Origin of the sequence: Aliarcobacter faecis (genome assembly GCF_013201705.1) — a bacterium.
Taxonomy (GTDB): Bacteria; Campylobacterota; Campylobacteria; order Campylobacterales; family Arcobacteraceae; genus Aliarcobacter; species Aliarcobacter faecis.
This window is the reverse complement of record NZ_CP053838.1, coordinates 57,113-80,019: the sequence shown is the minus strand read 5'-3', so window position 1 is coordinate 80,019 and position 22,907 is coordinate 57,113. Positions and strand designations below refer to the sequence as shown.

General features: G+C 24.7%; 13 protein-coding genes. 10 read left to right on the top strand and 3 right to left on the bottom strand.

From position 1 onward, the window contains the following. Positions 1–522: 522 nt before the first annotated feature. The 3 genes from AFAEC_RS11835 to AFAEC_RS11825 all read right to left on the bottom strand — a co-directional run bounded on the left by AFAEC_RS11835 (position 523) and on the right by AFAEC_RS11825 (position 3,867). Entirely contained in the window at positions 523–1,539 is a 1,017-nt protein-coding gene (locus AFAEC_RS11835) for a ParB/RepB/Spo0J family partition protein (protein ID WP_026806341.1), read from the bottom strand. A gap of 9 nt (positions 1,540–1,548) precedes the next feature. Continuing rightward, entirely contained in the window at positions 1,549–2,463 is a 915-nt protein-coding gene (locus tag AFAEC_RS11830) for a ParA family protein (protein ID WP_026806340.1), read from the bottom strand. Positions 2,464–2,886: 423 nt separating this feature from the next. After that, positions 2,887–3,867: a RelA/SpoT domain-containing protein gene (locus tag AFAEC_RS11825; protein WP_225442427.1), complete on the bottom strand. Its 981-nt coding sequence runs from the start codon at positions 3,865–3,867 to the stop codon at positions 2,887–2,889. Positions 3,868–4,354: 487 nt separating this feature from the next. On the opposite strand from AFAEC_RS11825, the gene AFAEC_RS11820 reads away from it, so the two are divergent. The 10 genes from AFAEC_RS11820 to AFAEC_RS11780 all read left to right on the top strand — a co-directional run bounded on the left by AFAEC_RS11820 (position 4,355) and on the right by AFAEC_RS11780 (position 22,828). Further along, positions 4,355–5,548 (top strand): exonuclease SbcCD subunit D C-terminal domain-containing protein, encoded by a 1,194-nt coding sequence (locus AFAEC_RS11820; RefSeq protein ID WP_026806339.1) that lies wholly within the window; start codon positions 4,355–4,357, stop codon positions 5,546–5,548. After that, positions 5,545–9,135 (top strand): AAA family ATPase, encoded by a 3,591-nt coding sequence (locus AFAEC_RS11815; RefSeq protein WP_026806338.1) that lies wholly within the window; start codon positions 5,545–5,547, stop codon positions 9,133–9,135. Before AFAEC_RS11820 ends, AFAEC_RS11815 begins: the two co-directional genes overlap by 4 nt. 8 nt (positions 9,136–9,143) lie before the next feature. Further along, positions 9,144–10,142: an SIR2 family protein gene (locus AFAEC_RS11810; RefSeq protein ID WP_026806337.1), complete on the top strand. Its 999-nt coding sequence runs from the start codon at positions 9,144–9,146 to the stop codon at positions 10,140–10,142. Positions 10,143–10,155: 13 nt separating this feature from the next. Then, positions 10,156–11,886 (top strand): ATP-binding protein, encoded by a 1,731-nt coding sequence (locus AFAEC_RS11805; RefSeq protein ID WP_026806336.1) that lies wholly within the window; start codon positions 10,156–10,158, stop codon positions 11,884–11,886. An 8-nt stretch (positions 11,887–11,894) separates the two neighbouring features. After that, positions 11,895–12,674, top strand: a complete 780-nt coding sequence (locus AFAEC_RS11800) for a DUF6602 domain-containing protein (RefSeq protein ID WP_026806335.1) — start codon at positions 11,895–11,897, stop codon at positions 12,672–12,674. A 90-nt stretch (positions 12,675–12,764) separates the two neighbouring features. Next, positions 12,765–16,127: an AAA domain-containing protein gene (locus AFAEC_RS11795; RefSeq protein WP_026806334.1), complete on the top strand. Its 3,363-nt coding sequence runs from the start codon at positions 12,765–12,767 to the stop codon at positions 16,125–16,127. After that, positions 16,120–17,424: a phospholipase D-like domain-containing protein gene (locus AFAEC_RS11790; RefSeq protein ID WP_148294541.1), complete on the top strand. Its 1,305-nt coding sequence runs from the start codon at positions 16,120–16,122 to the stop codon at positions 17,422–17,424. The genes AFAEC_RS11795 and AFAEC_RS11790 overlap by 8 nt, the downstream gene beginning before the upstream one ends. Beyond that, entirely contained in the window at positions 17,411–17,596 is a 186-nt protein-coding gene (locus AFAEC_RS12255) for a hypothetical protein (RefSeq protein WP_225442424.1), read from the top strand. Before AFAEC_RS11790 ends, AFAEC_RS12255 begins: the two co-directional genes overlap by 14 nt. Positions 17,597–17,611: 15 nt before the next feature. After that, positions 17,612–18,886, top strand: a complete 1,275-nt coding sequence (locus AFAEC_RS11785) for a DUF2779 domain-containing protein (RefSeq protein WP_225442423.1) — start codon at positions 17,612–17,614, stop codon at positions 18,884–18,886. 18 nt (positions 18,887–18,904) lie between these two features. Then, positions 18,905–22,828, top strand: coding sequence for a DEAD/DEAH box helicase family protein (locus AFAEC_RS11780; protein ID WP_051489039.1), 3,924 nt, complete (start codon positions 18,905–18,907; stop codon positions 22,826–22,828). Positions 22,829–22,907: the final 79 nt, after the last annotated feature.

The following is a 22,907-nucleotide window of genomic DNA, read 5'->3' as shown; positions in this document are numbered from 1 at the left end:
CATTTCTTATGTCTATTCATACCTTTGACATATAAATTGAGAAAAACTATTCATTATCTCTATATTTCTGCTATTTTGTCTAAAAGTTCTCTTTTTATATGTTATATCTATAATTTACTTCTTGCTATTTTCAATTACTTACCACAAAGTAGGGGATTTGTATATTCTTCTCATACCTTTATAAATTCTATAGCTTCGATTATATTGGATATTTAACTATAAAGTTCTCATTTCTTATGTCTATTCATACCTTTGACATATAAATTGAGAAAAACTATTCATTATCTCTATATTTCTGCTATTTTGTCTAAAAGTTCTCTTTTTATATGTTATATCATATACTTTGAGATTCAATAGTTCTCTATTTTTAAGTCATAACATCTCAAATGAGGTGTTATATTTCTCATTTCATATGCAGCTAATGCTATTCAAATGGCTATTTCTTCGTGCTTTGAGGAGTTCTTATAAACTTTAATAAAAATACTTATAAAAAGGAATAAACTCTCTTAAAGAAAAGAGAGATCATTCTTTAATTTTAGAGTTTATTTCAAGATATAATTTTTCAATATCTTTTAATTTACTATCAATAAAAAATTTATCTTCATTTGATAATCCTGAATAAACTTTTTTAGATAATTTCTTTGAATAAAAACTTACCTTATCAAATATATTTTTATTTAAAGGCTCATCTTTAGTAGTAGATTTTTTTAAATTATCTATATAAACTTTTAATTCATTTACAGATAATTTTTTGTTTTTGAGTACTTCTAAAATTTTTGTTATTTCAGCTGGAGTTTTTAATTTAGATTTTATAACTTTTGCTTGGCTATAAGTTATTTGTTCATCAATTAATGCTTGTTTAATCAATGGATCAAGTTTTAAAACAGATAATCTATCAACAAATGTAATAATATCAAATCGCCCTATTTTTTCAAAAACATTACTTACATTTTTATGTAAAACTTTTTCTTCTTCATTTAAACTACTTTTCCCCGCTTGGAAATTTTTTACTTTATTTAAAAAACTTTTTACACTCTCAATATCACTAAAATTACAAGCTAATTGAATATGTTCTAGAATAGATAGAGTTTCATCATATGTATTTAAATCTTCCCTATTTAAGTTTTCACTAGATCTCATAAATCTAGCCAATTCATCACTTACATTTTCTAAAATTATTGCTGGTACTTGTTTTGAACCATTTAATTTTAAAGCTCTAATTCTATTTTCGCCATGAATTCTTTCTAATTTTCCATCTTTTTTTCTTAACATTACAGGATTAAGTAATCCTGTACCTAAAATACCAGCATCAACTTCTGCTAGTTTCGAAATATTTTCTGCTAGTTCAAGTAATTTTGATTTTGAATAAGATATTCTATTGTGCATTAATATATCATTGTCTAATTTTAATTCAGAAATTGAATCAATATCAACCAATATAATATTTGTATTGTTTTTTAATAATATATCTTGTTCTGCTTTTAATTCATCAATTGTGTTATTAATTGAAGTTATTCTTTGAGGTTTAACTTTTGCCATATTTAATCCTTAATTTAATTCATCTGCAATATTATCAATCATTAAAATTAAATCTTGATTTTGTGATCTTTGGAAATCCATAATATAAGGAACTAAAAAATATTTTAAACTAGGGGCTTCTTGAACACAAGATTTTTGTGGGAATGGATTCATAACTTTGCAATTTAAATTTCTTAAGTTTTGTGTTTCATGAAGTAGAGTAGGGATTCTTTTTATTTCAGCAAGAGTCTCTTTTGCATCAGTAATTCTTTTATCAAACATATTTGGTACTAAAACAATTTTTTCCAAATTTTCTAAATTTTCTGTAACAAATATTTTATCTAAAGTTCTAAAAAAACCAACCATTCCGTCTGTATCAACGTTTTTAGTTGGAATTGGTATTAAAATTGATTTTGCACATTTTAGAATAGAAGTTGTAATTATTCCAAAAGAGGGTGGGGCATCTATAATTATTTTATCATATTTCGATTTTAAACTTTCAATAAAGTTTGATAAAATATTGATTTTTTCATCTCTTTTAAATTCATCAGATTCTGTTAAATTTAATAATTGAAAATTTGATGGGTAAAAATCAATTTCTAAACTATCTTCAAGATAGTGAGGTTGTAACATTTTTCCTTTATTAGGATTATCTAAATATTTTGTAGTTTTAATAGTAATTGGAGTAACTTTTTCATTTCTAAATATATTTGTAATATTACTTACGTCATATTTTAGAACACCATTCTCTTCAGTATATGTAAATGCACCATAAGAATAACCAAAAAATGCACCAGAGAGTGTTGATTGAGGATCAAGATCAATTAATGCAGTTTTAAAACCTTTATTAGCATATGAGTATGCTATTGCTTGAGAAAAAGTTGATTTCCCAACACCACCTTTTTGGACTGTAACACCAATAACATCACCTAGTTTTTTTGTCATTTTAATCCTTTATTCGTTATGTAACGAGTAATATTTAATTTATTGTATCTAAATTATAAATATATTTCAAGTAATACTTGACATATTTTAAATATTATTAAAATTTACTCGTTATGTAACGAGTAAATTATTTTTTTACAATTTTTGCTTGATTTATAACTATATTAGAATATATATATTCTAATTAAAATTTATTTTAGTCTATGTTGTAGATAATGATATAAAAAGAATTAAAAAATTAATAAAATTTCAGCTAGTTTTATAATTATTAATACCAAAAAAGCAACTTAGCTTTTAAAAGATTTTATTAAGATAAAAAAAATTATCTATTTTTAGTTTATCAAATTAAGAATCAGTTTTGGCGATATCTAAAGGTAGAAGAAATAGTCATTAATATATATGATAAAGAAATCATCATATATGTTAATTGATAACTAATGGTTTCTTAAACTTATAAATAAATTTATTCCACAATCTAAAAAATCCAGGATTTAATTTTAAATATGATGAATTTATTATATGTAAATATTTTATAAAATCTTCAGAATCAGCAAAATAGTTAGGATAAGCTTCTTTCACACCACCAATTGCATTAGTTGATACAAGAGCAACTATACTATGGTTTTCAAATGCCTTTTTTTCTTGAATCAAGTAGTCATTATTTGCTTCAACTACTTCGTTTTCATTATAGTAAATAGAGTTAATTCCAAATGTGTTTCCTTCAATTATTTCAACAATAATTAAAATATATCCGTTTGAAGTATTATTTTTTAACTGTTCACTTGTTACTTGCAAAGAGCTAGCAAAAAGAGAGAATTTTTTTGTAATGTCTAATTTATTACAAGAGTCAAAAACTTTAAATGCACTATAAGTTAGAGATTTTTTCTTTGATTTTCTAAATTCTTCAAGAAAGCCCTTAAAAATTAATCTAGTATCTGAGGAGTTCAAGTATATACTGTTTTCTAAAAGTGAAAATTGATGACTTGTATATTTAAAAAAATCTTTCCAAATAGTTTTTCCTGAATTTGATTTAAGAGATTGATTTGTAAACAAATCAACAATTTCAACTGCTGTAGCCCAAGAGTGTTGAACTTTTGTTCTAATTTGTAGTTCAATACTTCTTAATTCACCTTCAGAGTTTTTAAACTTACCTATAAGGTGGATACTTTTATAGCCATCTTCTTTAGGATTTCTTATATAATCATTTCTTAATTCAAACAATCTTTCTTTCTTTAAAGTTTTAATTAATCTATCTACATTTTTTAAATTAGATAGAATGATTCTACATCCACCTATATCTTGCATTGTTGATAATTGCATACCTTTTGAATTAAATCTTTTTAATTTATTTACAATTGAAGGGGTTCTTTTTAATCTTTTAGCAAGAAGAGCATATTTATCTATTTTATTAGTTATGTTTTCAAGTAAGTCAAAAGCGTATTCTAAAGCACTAGCGTGACTTGTACGCTAATACGATAAAATTTCCAAAGCTTCAATATTTTCATTATCTGGACCAATAAGAGTTTTACCAGCATTTTTAATTTGATTAGTTGAGTATTTTTTTATAATTCATTCCTTTATTTAATTTATTATGTTTTATGTGTGTGCAACGATATCAAAATTTGAATAAAGCTTGAATTATTTTAATTAATGGCTATCCTAACTTCAGATAATTTTCTTTTGATGAACTGTTTTCTATTTTAACATCATATATTCTTTATTTTCTCCTAATTTTTTGTAGAGTAAGAATCTTTATTGGTAAAAAATTATTTAATAAAAAAATTAATAATTGGAAATCACCAATAATATAAATTAAATAAACATTGAAATGTGACAAGAATGTGACATAATTTATATATAATAAAATAAATTTATTAAATAAGACAATATAATGAAAATTTTACATACATCTGACTGGCACCTTGGTCAAAATTTTATGGGGAAAAGTAGGGCTGAAGAGCATGAAGCTTTTCTTTTTTGGCTTTTAGAAATTATAATAGAAAAAGAGATAGAAGTATTACTTGTATCTGGAGATATCTTTGATACAGGAACTCCACCAAACTATGCTTTAGAACTTTATTATAATTTTTTAAAAGAATTATCAAGTATAAAAACACTGATTACTACAATTATAACTGCTGGAAATCATGATTCAGTTTCAACTCTAAAAGCACCAAAACAACTTTTAGAAGTTTTAAATGTTCATGTTATAACAACTGGTGATGAAGATGAAAATGTAATTATTCCTATAAATAAAAATGATGATTTAATATCTATTGTTTGTGCTGTTCCATTTTTAAGAGATAGTGTTATTAGACAATCTCTTAGTGGAAAAACAATAAGTGAAAAAGAGAAATTAGCAAATAGTGGTATTAAAGCTTATTATGAAAATTGTTACAAAAAAGCGCTTGAACTAAAAGAAGATAAAAATATCCCAATAGTTGCGATGGGACACTTAACAACTGTTGGAAGCAGAAGTTCTCAAAGTGAAAGAGATATTTATATTGGTGGAACTATTGATATTGGTGGAGATTATTTAGCTAGTATGTTTGATTATGTTGCTTTAGGGCATCTTCATATAAATCAAATAGTTGGAAATAATGAACATGTTAGATATTCAGGTTCTCCAATACCTCTTAGTTTTTCTGAATCTAAAAACAGTCAAAAAGTAAATCTTGTATCTTTTACTCAAAATGAAGTGAGTATAGAAGAAATAGAAGTTTCGCTTTGTAGAAAACTAATTGTCATTAAAGGTAATTATGAAACTATAAAAAATGAACTTACTAAAATAGAAGATAAAAACTCTTGGATAGAAGTTCATATATCTGATGATAACGCAATGTATGCAAATAATGAAATCAGACAACTTGCTTCAAAACTTGAACTAACACTACTTGCTGTAAAAATAGATAAAAGTGAAAAGCAATTAAAAGCTAATGATTTAAAAGTTATAAGTTTAGATGAATTATCAGTTGAACAAGTATTTGAAAAAAGATTAGAACTTGAAAACATAGAAGATAAAGAGTTTGAAAAAGAACTACTTTTAAACTTTAAAGAAGTCGTTTCTAAGGTTCAAAGCCTATGAAAATATTAAAAGTAAAATCATTAAATATTAACTCACTAAAAGGTGAGTTTGAAGTAGACTTTGAAAAGTTTTTAAAAGATGAATCTTTATTTGCTATTACTGGACCAACTGGTGCTGGGAAAAGTACAATTTTAGATGTAATTACTTGTGCTTTATATGGAAGAACTGCAAGACTTACAAATCCAAATGAACTTATGAGTAGACACACAGGTGAATGTCTATGTGAAGTTGAATTTGAAGTAAAAGGAAAAGTTTATAGAAGTTCTTGGAGTCAAAAAAGAGCTAGAAAAAGTCCTGAAGGAGCTTTTCAAAGTGCTAAAATGGAATTGAGTGTTGTTGAATCAGGGAAAATTTTAGAATCACTTATTTCAAAAGTACCCAAATATATAGAAGATTTATGTGGTCTTGATTTTAAAAGATTTTCTAAATCAATGATGTTATCTCAAGGAAGTTTTGATGCATTTTTAAAAGCTGATATAAATGAACGATCAACTTTACTTGAAAATATTACTGGAACACAAATTTATAAACAAATATCACAAGAAATATATCAAACTTATACTAGAAAAAATGATGAGATTAAATTAGATGAAAATTTATTAGGAAATATTGAATTATTGTCAAATGAAGTTGTTAGTGAAAAGACATCAATTTTAAATAGTTCAAAAGCTCAAAAACTTGAATTTGATTCTAAAGGAAATGAGCTAAAAAAAGTAATTAATTGGCTTGAAAATTTACAAAAATTAGAAGCTGATAATACTAAGTATATTCAAGAGTTTGAGCAAATCAGTCTTGAAAAAGAGAATAAAAAAGAAGAGTTTATAAAATTAGATTTAGCAAATAAAGCTTTAAATGTTCAACCAATTTATCAAGAAAAGAACTCTTTAACTCAAATAATAAATCAAGATAAAGAAAAACTAGAAAAACTTCAAAAAGAACTAATAGAGTTAAAGCAGCAATTAGAGTTAAAAACTAATGAATCTTTAAAATCAAAAGATGAACTAGATAAAGAAAAAGTTTCATTTGATACAAACTCTAAAAAGCTTCAAGAAGTAAGAACACTACAAACTAAAATAGAATCAAAACTTCAAAATATCAAAGAGTTAGATAATAAAATAAGCTCTCAAAATGAACAAAAAACTAAACTAAATGAAGATTTGAAAGTTCTAAAAATAAATCAAGAGAAGATTGATAATGAGTTAAAAACTATAAATGATTATCTAATTAAAAATAAAGATGATGAATCATTAAAAGAAGAGATATCTTTAATCTCAAAAAATGTAAATGATTATAAAGATGTACTAAAACTTTTAAAACAAATAGAAGAAAAAATTCAAAATAACAGTTTAGATGAAAAGACTTTACAAGATAGTTTTACTAAGGCAAAAAAAGAGTTTGATGAGATAAAAGTACTATTTGATTCTAAAGATAAAGAGTATAAAGATTTAGAAATTCAAGCTTCAAATTTCAATAAAAAAGAATTAAATAATAGGGATAGATTAAAAAGTATTGAAAAACTAATTATTTCTATAGATGAATATAAAAGATTGTTGGAATCTATTTTAAAAGAAGAAAATATCATATCTTCTTCAAAAGATGAATTAAAAACTATAAAAACAAATATAGAAGAAAAAACAAAACTAATAACTGAAATTCAAACACATATACAAACTCTAAATGATAAAAGAGAAGCAGAACTTTTAATAGCAAAATACGAGAGTGATAGAGCAAATCTAAAAGAGGGTGAAGAGTGTTTCTTATGTGGTTCGAAAGAACATCCATTTGTAAATCATAAAATAAGTGTAAATACTGATGAAACAACTTCAATAATCGCTCAAAAGAAGCAGATATTTGATGAGGAAAACAGAGCTTTACGAACTATTGAATTAAACTTATCAAAACTTGAAACTAAAATAGAGAGTTCTACTTTAGAATTAAATAAATTATCAAAAAATAAAGAAGATATAGAACAAGTATTTAGTTCATTGAATTTTGTTTTAACAGATGATTCTAAAACAAACTTAGAAGAAGAAAAGCAACTTTTAGAAGATGAGTTAAGGAATATAGTAAAAATTAGAGATGAAAAAGAGAAAGTTTTAATTCAAAGAGATAATCTTCAAAAAGAGCTAAATACTAAACAAACTTTTGTTTTACAAAATGAACAAGAACTTTATAAACTAAAAAGTTCAATAGAACAATTACAAAATGAACAAATTCAAAATATATCTAAAAAACAAAGTTTAGAAGAAGAACTTTCAAAAGTTTATAGTAAATATGAGTTCATATTTGATGAAAAGTTTGAAGAAAGCTTTAGAAATTTAGTTGCAAAAAAAGATAGTTTTATTAAAAATGAAACATCGAAAAAAGAACTTGATGCTAAACTTCAAAGTTTGACAATACAACTAAAAGAGTTTGATACAAAAATCAAATCAATAGAATCAAATTTAAAAACTGATGATGAACAACTTTCTAAAATCTCTAATGAAACAATAGAATTACAAACTCAAAGTAAAGCTATTTTAGATGTATCTGATTTAAATATCTTTGAAAAAGATATAACAAGTAAATTTAATACTATTAATGAAAGATATAACTCTTTATTAAAAGAGCTAATAAATATAAATTCAAAAAATGAATCACTAAATACTCAAATAAAAGAGTTAAATCAAAAACAAATTAATGATAATATAAAATTTGAAGAGATAACACAAAAATTCAATAATGCCCTAGCAGAAAATAGTTTCAGTTCAAAAGAAGAGTTTGAAAAAGCACTTTTATCAAAAGAGTTAAGAGAAGAGTTATCTATGAGGTGCAAAGATCTAGAAGAAAAATATACTCAAGTTGAAACTTTAAAAATAGATACAGCAAAAAAACTATCTGAACAAAAAGAGTTAAACTTAACAGATAAAGAACTTCAAACTTTAAATGAAGAGTTAAAAGAGTTGCAAACTTCTATTGATGAACTTCAAAAATCAATAGGAAGTTTAGAAAAAGAGCTTGAAATCAATGCTTCAAATATGAAAAAACATGAAGATAAAATCAAAGAATTAGAAAATAAAAAAGAAGCCTTTAAAGTATGGATAAAACTAAATGAAATGATAGGTTCAGCAAGTGGTGATAAATTTGCAAAATTTGCCCAAGGTATCACTTTAGACCAACTAATCTATCTAGCAAATAAACATTTACAAATATTGAGTCCAAGATATGAACTTCAAAGAAGTAGTGATTCAAGTAAGCTACTAGAAATAGAAATAATAGATGGTTTTCAAGGGGATGTAGTAAGACCTGTAAGTACACTTTCCGGTGGTGAAAGCTTCATAGTAAGTCTTTCATTAGCCCTTGGACTTTCTGCACTCGCAAGTCAAAAGATAAGTATAGATTCACTTTTCTTAGATGAAGGATTTGGAACACTAGATAGTGATAGTTTAGAGTTAGCATTAAACGCGCTAAATCAGTTACAAAGTTCAGGAAAAATGGTAGGTGTGATTTCCCATGTGGAAGCACTAAAAGAGCGAATTTCATTACAGATTAGGGTTACGCCTAAAGGAGATGGGACAAGTGTTTTGAATTTGAGTAATTTAATATAGGAAAAGAAATGAAAGAAAAATTGAATAGTATAGCAGTTCAGGCACAGAAATATATTGAAAATGTACCAGTTATTGTTTTGGGTAGTGGTGCTTCAGTATCTTATGGATTGCCAACAATGGGTGTTTTATCTAAACATTTAAAAGATAATGTAAATGGAGAATCTGATTCTAACTGGAGTGATTTTATAAAACTATTAGATGACGGTACTGATTTAGAAACTGCTTTACAAAAAATCACATTAAATGAAGAAGTTACAACTCAAATAATAAAAGAAACATGGAATTTAATTAACCCAATTGATATAGAAGTTTTTTTTAAAAGTTTACAGAATCCAAATTTTTATTCTTTATCAAATTTAATTGGTAAATTATTTTTAAGTACATCAACTGAGTTAAACATAATAACAACAAATTATGATAGATTAGCCGAATATGCTTGTGAAAAAAAGAATATATATCATTTTACAGGCTTTAGTACAGGTTTTTTGAGAACTAAAGTTATTGAAGATCCTATTAATATAAGAAGAAGAGTCAATATATTAAAAGTACATGGTTCATTAGATTGGTTTAGAAGTAAAGACAATTTGTTAATAGGTTTATCTAATACATCAAAAATTCCTGAAGATTTTATACCTGAAATTGTTACACCTGGTAATGAAAAATATAAAAAAACATATCAAGAACCTTATAGAACAATAATTCAGAAAGCAGATTTAGCACTTGAAAATAATAATAGTTATTTATGTATTGGATATGGATTTAATGATGAACATATTCAAACAAAATTAGTAAATAAATGTGTTTATAACAATTCTACTTTATTAATACTTACTAGAACTCTAACAGAAGCAACTAAAAAATTTATAAATAAACAAGGTTGTAAAAATTATTTAGCTTTTGAAAAATCAGGGGACAAAGATACAAAAGTATACTCATCCTTAAAGGGGGAATTTATCATTCCTGAAAGTGATTATTGGACATTAGATGGTTTTTTAAAATTAATATAAAAAGGTATTTAAAATGAGTTTATTTGATTATGATGATATAGAAGCATTAGGTAAAGTTATATCAGTTGATACTAGTTCAGTTATTGTAGAAGTATTAGACATAGAGAAATTAAAAAGTTTACAAGTAAATCGATTGGTTGTATTACAAAGTTCTAAGGCAGAACAATTTTTAATAGGTTTAATTGAAAAATTGGTTAGAAAAAAGATTTTTGATGATTCACTAGAAAATGAGGATAATTTTTTAGAAGAAAACTTATGTAAAATTACACTAATAGGGACATTTAAAAATAAAGAAGGTCTTCAAAATAATGTTTTTAGAAGAACTTTAGAAACAGTACCTGAAATAGATGCAAATTGCTTTGCTCTTGAACATGATAAATTAACAAATTTTATGCAAGTTATTTCACAATTAAGTGATGGAGAAAATTCATTATCTCTTGGTACATATACTTTAGATGATAATGCAAAAGCATATATAAATGGTAATAAGTTATTTCAAAGACATGCTTTTATTGGTGGAAGTACAGGTTCTGGTAAATCATGGACAACTGCTAAAATTATAGAACAAATGGCTAAATTAAATAATGTAAATTCAATAATTTTTGATTTACATGGTGAATATAAGCCATTAAAAGATATTGATAATATTGAGTATTACAAAATTGCTGGACCCTCTGATATTGAACAAAATAAAGGACTTTCAGATAATGTATTGCATATACCATATTGGCTATTGACTTATGAAGCATTAGTTTCTATGTTTGTCGATAGAAGTGATCAAAATGCACCAAATCAGTCAATGGTAATATCAAGAGAAATTAGAAATGTAAAAAAAGAGTATTTAGAAGAAAAAGAACAAAATGATATTTTAGCTAATTTTACAATTGATAGTCCTATACCGTTTTCTTTGGAAAGTTTATTAGAAAAATTAAATGCTATAAATTCTGAAATGGTACCAGGAGCAAGAGCGGGTGCAGAAAAAGCAGGTGATTTTAATGGTAAATTAAGTCGTATGATTTCCAGATTAGAAAATAAAATATCAGATAAAAGAATGGGGTTTTTATTTGGAGGTGGAGAGGTTGTAATGGAATTTGATTGGCTCAATAAGTTAGTAGAAACTCTTATTGGGGTTAATAGTGAAAATAGTAAGGCGGGAATAAAAATAGTTGATTTCTCAGAAGTACCATCTGATATTTTACCTTTAATAGTTAGTTTAATAGCGAGATTATCTTTTTCCGTTCAACAATGGACTAAATCAAAAGAAAGACATCCAATAGCACTTTTATGTGATGAAGCTCATTTATACATTCCTAATAAAAGTAGTTCAAGTTCAAGTGATGAAATATCTTTGAGTATATTTGAAAGAATTGCAAAAGAAGGACGGAAATATGGATTAAGTTTAGTTGTAATTAGTCAAAGACCATCCGAAGTAAATAGGACTGTTTTAAGTCAATGTAGTAATTTTATTGCTATGAGACTTACAAATACTGATGATCAAATGGTTATAAAAAAATTACTTCCAGATAATCTTGGTGGATTTGGCGATATTTTACCTATACTTGATACAGGGGAAGCTTTAGTTGTAGGTGATGCAAGTTTATTACCTAGTAGAATTAGAATTGATAAACCATTAAAAACTCCTGATAGTGGTACAGTTGACTTTTGGGATGAATGGCAGAAAGATGTTAAATCTAATCGAGTTAGTAATGCCGTTAATAATTGGCGAAAACAAAATATTAATTAGGATAAATTATGTCAATGAAATTATATTATGAAAGTATAAATAATGAATTTATGGCTCTAAAAGAGAGAATTACCTATTTAATAGGTTATACACATCATTCAACAACTGGTGGATATAAAGAAGCTTTACTAAAAGACTTTATAGCTAGATATTTACCAGAAAATATAGGGATATCTAGAGGTTTTGTAGTATTTAATCAAAGACAAGATAATAATTATGAAACAATAAGAAATAACTTAGAATATAATAGTAATGAGCTTGACATTTTATTATATGATAAAACAAGACCTACACTATATAAATCAGATAATTTAGTTATAGTTGATGTTCACTCAGTTAAGGGTATAATTGAAGTAAAGGCAAATTTGAGATCTGATAAGGTTGATGATATTATTGATAAATTTAAAAAAAACATATCAAAAATTAATTTGCAAAAAGATAAAAAAATATATTCAGGAATATTTGCATACGAAGTATCTTTACCTAATGAAGAAAATCTTTTAGACCAAATTCAAAATAATACAAAAAAAGATTTAAATAATGTAATAAATCACATTTGTTTAGGAAGTAATAAGTTTGTAAAGTTTTGGGAATATAATCCAGCTTATGTGCAAGATAATAATTACTATAAGTGGCACTTGTATAAATTTGATGATAATTTGGCAATGGGTTATTTTATATATAATTTAATCACTTTTTTTATTAATAAAAATGATAGATTATGGTTCCCCTCTGGAACAAAAGAACCTTATTTATCTGATAGTAGAAGAATTGATGAACCTCTCTAAATCCTTCTACACAAAAGGCATCCAATGCCCAAAAGCACTTTGGTTTAAAAAATACAAGCCAAGAATATAAAATAAAGAAAGGACAAAGTTTTGTTAAAAAGTTATGAACTAATTAAAAAAATAAAAGATAATGTATTATTAGTAAAAAATTTTAAAGACGAGCAGTTAATAGTAAAAGTATATCCAAAAAATAATAATGAATACTCTACAATTTACCTTCATGAGATAAAAGCTTTAGAAAAACTTTTTCATCCAAATGTAGTGAAAATTGAAAGATCAGAGGAAGATGAAGATTATTATTATTTATTATTTAAGTTTATTCAAGGTGAAACTATTTATTCTGCATTTAGAAATTTAAATAATGATAAAGAAAAATATCGTTTTTTAAAAACTATAAATAAAATATTAGATGCATTAAATTATATTCATTTGAATAATTATACTCATAATGATATAAAACCAAATAATATAATAGTAAATTACAATAAAGAACCTTTTATATTAGATTTTGGGACAGCAACTATTTCAAATACTATCACTAAATCAGTAAGTGAATTATCACTATGGTATGCAAGTCCTGAACAAAAGAATAATTTAGATGTAGATTTACGTTCAGATTTTTATTCTTTGGGTATTACAATAATTGAAACTTTAGTAGAAGAACAATTATTTCATAAGTTCATAGAAAATAAAATATCTATAGAAAAGTTAATAGATAGTATAGCTTTTTTTGCAGATGGTAAAAATGAAGAATTAATAAATATTTTAAAACAAATGACTTATGAAGATAGAAGTCATAGGTTTGACAATGCTAAAGAAATTATTACTCGTATAAACAATATTTTGAGTTTCTTTAATTTTGAAAATGAATATGAGTTAAATCTTAGTGAAACAGTAAAAAATCAATTAATTGAAGACTATAATAAATATCCTTGGGATATATTAGAATTTATAAATGAGAAACTTAATAATGAAATAAAATATATAGAATATGGTAAAGATAAAGAAGATAGAAAACAAGTAAAAATATGTACAAAAGATTTAGTATTTTATTGTGGAATTAAAAGTAATGATCATTTTTATGTTGTTGGATATTCACAGAGAGTACCAGATTCGATTAAACAAAATGGGCATATACTAGAAGATAAATTTATATTATCAGAAGGGCATCCTTTATCTAAATATAATTCAACTGATGAATTAATTAATAAGTTAATTAGATTAGATAAAAAAGAAACAAAAGAAAAAGAAGAAAGAAAAGAAAAAAAAGATTTTTTAACAAAAACAGTAAAACAATTAAAAATTGAAAGAGCAATTTTAGATAAAAAGAATATTTCTTTATATGCATTTACAAAAGATATAAAAAAGGCAAAAAAAGAGTTTACAGCGAAGGTTATTAATCAATCTAATATTAAGATTAGAAAAGAGCATTTAAAAAGTACAATAGAGGAAAAATTAGTACATAAACTATTTGATGATGGTTTTATTGATGATCCAAATAACCAAGATTTACTTAAATTATTAAATAGTTTAATTGAAAATTTCTTTTTTGAAAATAATAAAAATGATATAGCAAAAAAACTTTCAATTATTCAAAAAAAAGAACAAGAAGTTGTAAAGAATATATTAATATCAAAATATGAAGAGATTAAAAGTAATATGAAAAAACTTGAATTTAATGCAAGTTTATTATTTTTTATGTATCCAGAGTATTTAATCAAGCAAAAAGAAGAGGATAAATTTTTTGAACAAAATGATGATGTAATAGTTGAAGGAGTAAATAAAAAAAATAAGTTTACTCAGAAATGTTATATACAAAATATAAATATTATAAAAAAAGAAATAAATTTAAAACATGATAATGAGATATCAAAAATTCCTGATGAAATAAAAATATCTTTTGATTATGCTCGCAATAGTGGAGTATTAAATAAACAAGAATATTCAATAAATGATTTAAAAAGTAATAATACGATTATTGATAACTTACTGGGTAAGATTTCTAATCCAAACTCTCTTGCACCAAAAAGAGAAATTCCTAAAATAGATATAGACACTCTTATTAATAAAAGATTAGACGAAAATCAAAAAGAAGCAGTTGAAAAAGCTCTTAGTTTAGAAATGGGTGAATACCTTGTTATTCAAGGACCTCCAGGAACAGGTAAAACTACAGTAATAACAGAAATAATTCAACAAATTTTGAAAAGAAATAAGTTAGCTAAAATTTTGGTTACTTCTCAATCTAATCAAGCAGTAGATAATGTATTGGAAAAAATATGTGAAAATGAAAATAAAATTGTTAGATTTGGTAATGATAAAAGTAAATTTTCTAATACAGCACTAAAATATCATGAAGAATCAGTTTTTTATAGTTATTTACAAGAAATTAAAAAAAGGTTGGAAAGTGATAATACAAATTACTTTTTAAAAGGAGAAAAACTAGATTCTCTTCACAAAAAATGGAAGAGTACTATACTTCAAGGTGATGATGAGTTAAAAACACTGTTATTTAAAAAAATAAGAGTAATTTTTGGAACTTTAGTTGGAATAAGTAGTTGGCAAGATTTTAGAAGTATAGAGTTTGATTATATTATTGTTGATGAAGCAGGTAGAGCAACTTTGCCTGAGTTGATGATACCACTTAGAAAAGCAAAAAAATTTATTTTGGTAGGGGATCATCAACAATTGCCACCAATTGTTGATAATACCGTTCTATCAAAAATGACAGACTACAACAAAAAAGATTTAGAAACAACACTTTTTGAAGAATTATATAAAAAAATAGAGCATAATGATTTTAAACATTTTTTAAAATATAATTATCGTTCACATTCAAGTATTGCTAAATTGTACAGTGAAGTTTTTTATGATGGAAATATTGAAACTAAAGATGATTTAGTTAGAGAACATCAGCTAGACTTTGAAAAGAAAGTTTACTTATATAGTACATCAAATATTGAAGATAAATTTGATAAACAAATTGGTACAGGGAAAATTAATGATGCAAATAAAAAAGTTATTATAAAAATTTTAGAAGAACTTCAATTAAATGCAACTAAATGTGATAAATATAAATCTGTGGGAATTATTACACCCTATTTGGTTCAAAGGGATAATTTAAGATCTTCTATTGGACAATTAAAATCAAAATTTGATAAATTAGATATTGCTATTAATTCAGTAGATGCATTTCAAGGAAGCGATAGAGATATAATTATTTATGATATGGTACGAAGTCAATCTGATTCAAAAGTAAATATAGATTTTATTGCTGATGAAAAGAGGTTAAATGTAGCGCTTTCAAGAACAAAAGAGTTATTATTTTTAGTTGGAGATGTAAAGTTTATTTATAGTTGTAATGTAAAAGAAGGAGATAATCCATTTAAAAAAATTATTGAATTGATTAATCAAAATAAAGATTACTATGAAATTAAAGAGGTTATTTATGAATAATGTACAAAATTCCATCGAATATAAAGAAATACTTGCAAGAAAATATTATGAGTACTATTATGATGAAAAATATGAGTTGTATGATATTCAAGAGTTTTATTACCCTTATTTTAAAATCAAGTGTAATTGTATTTTTAGAGAAAAGACAGAATTATCAATAATAGAAGAGATTTTTTTAACAGCTATAAAAGAGGGGATTAATGATTTAAAAGAACTTGAGACTTTTTTAGCCATTGATAAAGAAGTATTTGAAGAATTAGCTGCACGTTTACATATTGATAAACTTTTTGTAGAAACACCTATTTTAACTTTAACAGATGTCGGTATTAAAGTACTGAATGATAGTGGAATACTTACAACCCAAGAAGATGAAAAATATGTAATTTTAGATGGTATTTTTGGTACTTCTGTATCTATAGATACGACGGATGAAAAAAAACAAGATAAATCTAAAAATAAAAACAATTTAAGAGTACAAATACCTTATCCTAAAACTGAAACATTGGATAAAAATGTTAATAATAAAGCATTGCAGACAGTATTATTTGAAAATATAAAAAGTACAAATAATAAAGAAAAAGAAATATATGAAATAAAAGAAATATTAGATACATATAAATTTCATAAAAAATATTATGCACTTTTTTTTAAGAATGAAAATAACCCTAAAAAAGTATTGATTTTAAATAATGGTGAGCCAAATGATTATTTAACTAATATAGTTAGTGATTTTGAACAAGAAGGAAAGAGTTTATTTGATTTATCAAAAGAAGCTAAAAAAGAACATGATGAACTATTAAAAGATAAGACTATAAAAGAATATTCTGAAATTGATAATCTAGCTAACGGAACACAATTAGGTACATATGAACATCCTAAGTTTTTTGATTATGCATTTAAATATTCAAAAAAAGAAGTTGTAATAGTTTCCCCTTGGATCAATTGGAACGTAATAAAGGAAAAAAAATACTATATAGAAGATGCATTAAAAAGAAATGTAAGAATTACTTTTAATTATGGTATGGGAGAAATAAAAGATTTAGATATAGAATCAAAAGAATTCTTTGATAAAATGAGAGCTAAATATAATAACCTATTAGTATATATTACACGTAAAGTACCTGATCATTCTAAAATATTAATTTGTGATAGGGATTGGATGATTACAACAAGTTTTAATTGGACATCCTTTAAAGGAGATATAAATAGAGCGAAAAGAAAAGAAAGGGGTACATTTTTAAATGATAGAAGAGAGATTTTAAAAAATATTGAAGAATATTCAAGTGAACCTATCTAAATCCCTCTACACAAAATGCATCCAATGTCCCAAAGCACTTTGGCTTAAAAAATATAAGCCAAGTGTATTAACACCACCAGATGAATCTGCTCTTGCAGTATTTGATACTGGAAATATAGTGGGAGATTTTGCTTGTCAGCTATTTCCAGATGGAAAAGAAGTTCCATATTAAAAAAACTATGATGAGATGATATCTATTACAAAACAATGGATTGAAGAGGGAGTAGAAAATATCTATGAAGCTACTTTTAATTTCTTAGGCATCTTAGTTATGGTAGATATTTTAACTATTTCTAATAATGAAGTATCTATCTATGAAGTCAAAAGCTCAACAGAAGTTAAAGATATATATTTACATGATGTATCTATTCAATACTATGTACTTAAAAATTTAGGCTTTAAAATAAAAAGTGCAAATGTAATTCATATAAATAATGAATATATAAGAGATGATGAACTAGATATAAATCAACTTTTTAAAATAGTTGATGTTACAAATGAAGTTATATCAATGCAATCAAATATTCCAAATATTTTACAAGAGTTTGAAACATATTTAAAAGACAGAGAAAATGAACCAAACATAGATATTGGTAAACAGTGTAATAATCCTTATACTTGTGATGCAAAAGAGTATTGTTGGAAAGTTCAAAGAAATATTCCTGATTATTCTATATTTAATATTTTTAATCTTGGAAGTAAAAAACAAATAGAACTTTACAATAGAGGTATTATAAATATAGATGATGTTCCACATGATTTTGATATGACTTCTATTCAAGCACAAGCAGTTGAAAATTATAAATCAAAAATTACATATATAGATATAGAAAATATCAAATCATTTTTACAAAATCTAACTTATCCAATCTACCACTTAGACTTTGAAACATATCAACAAGCAATACCACAATACAAAGGTTTAAAACCATTTGAACAAATACCATTTCAATACTCACTTCATATTGAGTATGAAGATGGAACTTTAGAGCATAAAGAATATTTAGCACAAGATAGTGTAGATAGTAGATATGAATTAGCACTTAAGCTTTGTAATGATATACCAAATGATGTAACTGTCTTAGCATACAACATGAGTTTTGAAAAAAGTGTTATAAAAAGATTAGCAACACTATTTGAAGAATTTAGTGAACATCTATTAGCTATAAATGATAATATGCAAGATTTAATGATTCCATTTCAAAAGAAATGGTATGTAACTCCATCTATGAATGGAAGTTACTCTATAAAATATGTTTTACCAGCACTTGAGCCTGAGTTTGAAAAAGCATATAAAGAACTTGATGGTGTTCAAAATGGAAGCCAAGCAATGAATGCTTTTTCAAAACTTGCTTTTCTTGAAGAAGATGAAAAACAAAAACCTAGAAACTCACTTTTAGAGTATTGTAAACTTGATACTTTGGCTATGGTGAAGATACTATACATACTAAAAAATATATAAAAGATAGGGCAAAAATATATGAAGAAAAAAGAATTTTTAGATAATTTATTTAAATACTACAATCAACAGTTACTAATAGATAATGTAATTGGAGTACAAATTGAACAAAAATATTTTAGAGAATATTTTTTTGAAGACATTAAACAAAAAATCATAAAACAATATAATGAAAAGTTAAAGCAAAGTTATTACTTTTCTTTAAGTGCGGATATCAAAAAGGATGTTTTACCAATTACACCATTAAGTCAATTTGAACAATTTGTAGAGTTTATATCATTTTATGAAAAATCAATATCTCTTGAAAATACCAAATTAAATAAAAAAATAGATGTTTTAGAACTTGAAAAGAATCTAGGATTTAAATTTAGTGAAGAGGGTAATGCTTTTCAATATGGATTAGCATTTAACTTATTACCTGAAAACCCATTGAGTAATTATTCAAAACAGATACCGACATTTGTTATACTATTTCCTGATTACGATAAGAAGTTTAATATTATTTCAATTCCTAGTATATTTGCAAAAATAAAACAATATTTAGAACTTGAACTTACCAAAGAAGAACAAGAGATAATGCCAGACTGTGATCCAATACTTGTATTTAATCCAAAGGTATTAGAACCATATAATTTAGATGTGCCAGAGTTTGATATATCAGATTTCCAAACCACTCAAAATAATATTAGTTATTATATGGATGAACTATTAAAAAACTGTGATAGCTTTAAAAATTTTAATGATGATTATCAACTTGAGCCATATTTGATAGGAATATCTAAAAATTTAAATATGGGTTTAACCAAAATATACACATCTATTTTTAAATATGAAAATATTAATAATACTTTGCAAGAATATTTTACAATACATGAAAGAAAAGCTAATAAGTTAAATATACCTAATATTGACATTAATGAAATTATCACATCAAAAAAAACTGTAGATTCGTATAAAAAGCATTTAGGTTCATTTGATAAAGAATATCCACTTGCAAAAACTCAAAGAGAAGCTTTTACATGTTATCAAGAAAATAAAAAAATATTACCAGTAAATGGTGCCCCAGGTACAGGAAAAACTTCTTTGTTAAGAGCAATTTTTGGAGACTATACAGTTAAAGCAGCAATGTCTTGTTTTAATAAATATGAAGAAAATGGTATTATAGAATTTTCTACTCCAATTGTATGCTCATCAACTAACAATCAGGCGCTTGCTAATATTTCAGAAGGAATAAATGATGGCTTTACTTCAACTATGAAAAAAGAAGCTGATATTTTGTATACACGTTGGCTAGCAAATGATATTGAAGCTTATGAAAATAAGATTATTAATTTTAATAAAGATTTATTTAGCCCATCTATTAAGTCAAAAGCTGAAAAAGAATATGAGTTAAGTAAATATAATATAGAAAGTGTTATTGGGAAAATTGCAAAAGATCCTATGTTTTATCTTCAAAACTATTTTTCCTTTAGAGGAGTGGAAATTGAATATAATAAAGTAGGTAAGAATACACATAAATATTTAAAAGAAGCTGCTAAATATTTTTATGATTTACTTATGAACAATAAAAATACAATTGAAACAAGATTTGATTCTAAAGCTATGAATTCACTTGAAAAGTTAGAAATTGAGATTGTAAAAAAATATATTGAAGATGGAGTTCAAGAGGATTTAATTAAAGCAATATTGAATGAGATAAAATCTAATTATAGTCACTTTGAAGATATGATAGATAAATTAAAACAACTCAAGCAAATTTTAAATTATTTTGAAACTAAAAAAAAAGAAGTTCTACAAAATCTTGAGACTAAAAATATAGAGTATACATCTTTAATTAAAAAAATTCATAATAATTCCGAAGAAATAAAAACTTTAGAAACAAAAATTGAAAAAGAGACAATTTTTTATGAAAATACTTATCGATCCCCTTTTTATTTTTCTATATTTGAAGAAGAAAAAAGGCTACAGCAAAATATACTTTACCAAGAAATAGATTATATTAAACAAACCTATAGGATAAAGATAGAATCTGAAAGAAAAAATAGTAGTTTTTTAGAAAAAGCTATTGCAAAAGTCTTTCAAAATGGGATTCTTTATAAAACGATAGCTTTGCTTCAAGAAGAGTGTAGTCAAAATATTTCTATCAAAATTGATGATTTTTATAAAAGTGATTCTTTTAAAAATAGTGTAAATGAAAAAATTAAAAATAAGCATCAAAGTAAAATAACTCATTTAAAGTCAAAAATAAATGAACAAGGTAGTTTTATTACAGATAATTTGACAATAACTGATCAACTGGAATTAGAACAAGATTTATTAAAAAAAGAATATGAATCAATACAAAAAAAATATTTTTTACTAGATAAGCAAATTGATGAGCAATATAATTTATTAGGTGAAGAAGTTATATCTATAGAAGATATTGAAAAATTTCTTACAGTGCAAAAACTATATAAAGAACTTGATTACTATAAAAAACAAAGTGAAAATTTTGATACTCAAGAAAAAACAGACAATTTTTATTTTGCATTACATTTATTGGAAGCTATGTTTTTTATTAAAAATAAACAAAGTTGGAATGGTTCTATAGAATCACAAAGTTATGAAAATAAGACCACTATTTGTCCAATTTGCCAAGAAGGAACAATGGTTCTTAGAAATGACAGAATAACTTGTAATAGTTGTAAGAAATTTTACAGCTTCAATAACCCAAATAATCCAAAAGAATTAAATAAAAATCAACTACTTTATGTTATGAAATATAAAAAAGCAATTATTAATGATAAAACATATAAAGTTATCTCAAATGACCAGTTTATAAATATAATTACAGACACTAATCAATCTAGTAGTGTGATTACAGGTTTTGATAATGCTTTCCCAATTTTCCCTATTATCAATATAACATGTAATAGCTTTGGAACAATAGTTTCAGGACAAGGGTGTGATAAAGTTGAAAAAGATATTTTTGATCTTATGCTTATAGATGAAGCAGGAACAATTCCTGCTTCAAAAATGATTATTTTAAATTGTGCAAAAAGGGTTATTCTTTTTGGTGATGAGAAGCAATTAAAACCAGTACTCCCATATAATAGTAAAATAGAAAGTAGAATATTACGAGATTTTATGATAAAACAAGGAGATATAGAGAAAACATCGAATTATTTTTCTTGTGCTTCTAAAGAAAAAGATGAGATTGTTATTCAGAAAAATAACAATGCAATGGCTATTTCAAATAGCTGTTGTAATTATTTCTTACCATATAACAATAGTAAAATGGAGGGAGATATATGGTTAAAAGAACATTTTAGATGTCAAACACCTATTGTTAATATATCTAATGAAATCTCTTATCATAATGAGATTCTTCCATTAAAACAAGCTAATAAAGTTCAGTATTCTGATATTTTAGTGTTTAAAGAACATAAAGAAGAAAAAAGTTTCAATAATACAAATAATGGAGAAGCTAAAAAAATCATTGAATATATTCAAGAGAATAAAGCATATTATATAAGGTTTTTACAAATAATTAAAGAAAAAGATGGGGTAGTACCAGAAGTTACAGATGAAGATTATTATAACTCTATAGGAATTATAACACCTTTTGTAAATCAAGAATATTTATTAAGAGATATGGTTATTAATGAAATAGGATGTTCGCATAAAAATAAAAAAGAACCAATAATTAAGGTTGGTACAGTACATAAGTATCAAGGCTCAGAAAGAGAAATAATTATTTTTTCATCAGTATATAATATAGAAAGCTCAGGTAAAGCACAAAATTTATTTTTTAATCGAGAAGATCCAGATATGATTAATGTAGCAGTTACAAGAGCAAAAGAGGTATTTGTATTGTTTGGGAATAGAAATGTTCTAATTGATCAAGAAACATATTCTGGGATCATGCTCAAACATATTGATAAATATAAAATAGGTGGATTGTAAAACTTATTTCTATTATATATTAAAGATAAATAGTGTACAAAATGGAGGTCAAGCTATGAATATTTATACAAATCTTAGT